1 protein-coding gene and 1 pseudogene are annotated in these 2,408 nt (G+C 54.1%); both read right to left on the minus strand.

Going from position 1 to position 2,408, the window contains the following annotated elements; all coding sequences use genetic code 11:
- A pseudogene (locus AC559A_RS18975) lies at positions 1–1,297 on the minus strand (hypothetical protein); the annotation flags it as partial.
- 13 nt (positions 1,298–1,310) lie between these two features.
- The gene (locus AC559A_RS18980; protein WP_498819259.1) at positions 1,311–2,282 is read right to left on the minus strand and encodes a DUF3150 domain-containing protein; all 972 of its coding nucleotides are present in this window, start codon (positions 2,280–2,282) and stop codon (positions 1,311–1,313) included.
- Between the last annotated feature and the right edge of the window lie 126 nt (positions 2,283–2,408).

Below are 2,408 nucleotides of genomic sequence, written 5' to 3' on the forward strand. Positions count from 1 at the left end.
CCGACTTCAGGGCCATGCTTTTGAGCTGCTGGCCAAAATCGCTGATCTCTTCCTGCGACTCCAGGGCCTGGGCTATGGCTTCTTGGGTCGGAGTTTGGGTCAAGCCCAGGGATGAAGCGTTGGGTGCTTGGCTCTGCGAATCCTGGCCGGGTGCTTGGGTTTCGGTGTCTGGGTCGGCTGTGAGATCGTCCAAATCTGCTGGATCAGGGCTACTATGTATTGAAGGGTCTGCATCGTCTTGGGCTCCTTGCTGGTCTGATGGGTTAATACTGTCCGGAACGATCTCTGATGATCCATGACAATCTTGGCTTCGTTCAGACTGGTCGGGATCGTCCGGCTGGTCATAATCGTCATGGATTTGGTCCTGCTGATCTTGATCGTCCAGGATACTTTCTGATGATCCCTGATTGTCAGGGTCTTGTTCAGGATCGTTAGGATGGCCCGAAGTATCCGGGCCTGTCTGTGATTGGCCTGATGAGTCCTGATGCTCTGGATCGTCAGGGATTGTTTGGGATTGTTGGGGATTATTCTGACTATCCAGATCGGCAGAACCCGGCTGTTCCTCTTTGGAGTTATTATTAGAATCCGAGCCGGAATCATCTTGGGCGTCTCTATGCTGCTCCAGCAGGGCCACTATCTGCCGAACCATTTCCACTACTCCTGCCGTGTCTGCTGCCGAGCCGATCTGGGTGATTATTCCGAACAGATCGCGTTCGAGTTCCGGGCCGAAGGTGGTTAGGAACTGGTTCCTGGCTTCTATGGCCAGGTTGGCGAGCATGTGCTGCTTCAGATACAAGGTCCGTAGAGTGAGACCACAAAAGCCACAGATCAAAGCCTCTGGTGGACTGTCCTGCTGAACCTTGAATACGCCAGCCTTTGTTTTCAGTAGCTCGGAAACCAGGGTACTGAGATTTGTAGCCATGCCTGGGTAAGTGTCTCCGAGTGCCTTTTCGATCCGACAGTCCTCAATTACGTTCCAAAGCGAGCGTTCGAAGGGCGGCTTTCTCGGGGCCAGGTCCAGATCGGAAAATCTGACATGACCGAGTTCATGATCAAGATAACCCCTTACAATCCAAGAACTATCCTTGGAGGTTAGGGGCAAAATGATGGTTTTCCCGTCGGTACAGGCTGTGGCGTAATTATCAAACACCACTTTCACCCCGGTTCTCCGGCCAAGACCAGATGCGAGTGAGGCCATCTGTGCCGGAGTGAGCTTGGGAAGGGTTCCAGAAACAATGGCCACTGGTGAGGCGGCCATATTGGTTAGTTCAGTATGAAGGGATTGGTGTGGGATCACTGTTATCTCCTATTCAGAACCAGGCCGAGGGGAGCCTGGGCTGGGGTGCTGCCGGGGGCGGTACGAAGCCGTTGGTAGGTGTAGGTTGCTGCACTGGCTGAGGGGCAGGGGCCGTGATTGTGGTCGGCTGCTGATAAGGCGGGTAGACAAACTGATAGGCATCGCCCTGCTCGGCAGCATCGAGGATGTCTTGCAGCACGTCCGGTGATTTTAACTGCACCAGTAGGCGGGTGAGGTTAAACAGGGACGCGCCGGTAAGTGCGCCGCCGTGATCTCGCTGATCCAGGAAGGTTTGAAGCTCGGACTCGATGATCGAGACGCCGGGGGTAACGAAACTCAAGCCCCGTAGTTTTTCTGCAAGGCGGTCCAGCCTATTGAGGTTTTTGAAGGTGGCACGGTCCCGGTCTTTCAGAGAGGTATGCGTTTCCCCGGCCAGGATACTGATTTCCCGGAGCATCGTGCCGGTCAGGTCGTTGGTTAGGGCCTCGACAAACTCCTGGTCGTTCTCCGCCGAGGACATCCTGAATACCCGCCAAGTGAAACCAAATTTCTTCTCGATACTTGCCGGGGTTTCCAAGTATGGCCGAAGGATGCTGACCCATTTAGAGTTCTTCTCCAGCCAAGCCTCCTGTTCCTGATAGAAATCGGCCATGAACTTGCCTTTCTCCGTGTGGAATTCTCTTGCCAGGTCTGACAGGACCGCTTCGATTTCGTCCTTTCGTGCCTCTGGTGCGATCCAGATTTTACCGGAGTACAGAGAGACGGCTACGCCTTCCAAGTAGGACAGGGTTTTCGTCCGAACGGCCTGGATGGGTCGGAACGCTTCACGGTTATGCAGGCGCTTACTACCCAGCGAGACAAGCTCGTCGGGGGGGAGCTCCACGCCAGAGAAGTCTTCGGGTTTCAGGTTCTTTGAGCCGCTCCAAGTACGGATATCAAGGATTAGGCCAAGGGAATGCTCAAATATGGGGGATTGGGTAGCCATGATGTGCCTCCTAAAGTTCGTTGTTGAAGACTCTTTGGAAAATTTCCTTGAAGATCGGTTGGCCTTCCTTGCTGGCCTTGTTCACAACCGTTGTTTTTAGTGCATAGCCGAGCGGGTTCTTGATCC

Source organism: Desulfonatronum zhilinae (genome assembly GCF_900182865.1).
In the GTDB taxonomy this organism is placed as follows: domain Bacteria; phylum Desulfobacterota; class Desulfovibrionia; order Desulfovibrionales; family Desulfonatronaceae; genus Desulfonatronum; species Desulfonatronum lacustre.

Bases quoted from the DNA above. Each gene is read 5' to 3' on its own strand.
- AC559A_RS18980 (WP_498819259.1), bottom strand. From the start codon at position 2,282: ATGGCTACCCAATCCCCCATATTTGAGCATTCCCTTGGCCTAATCCTT.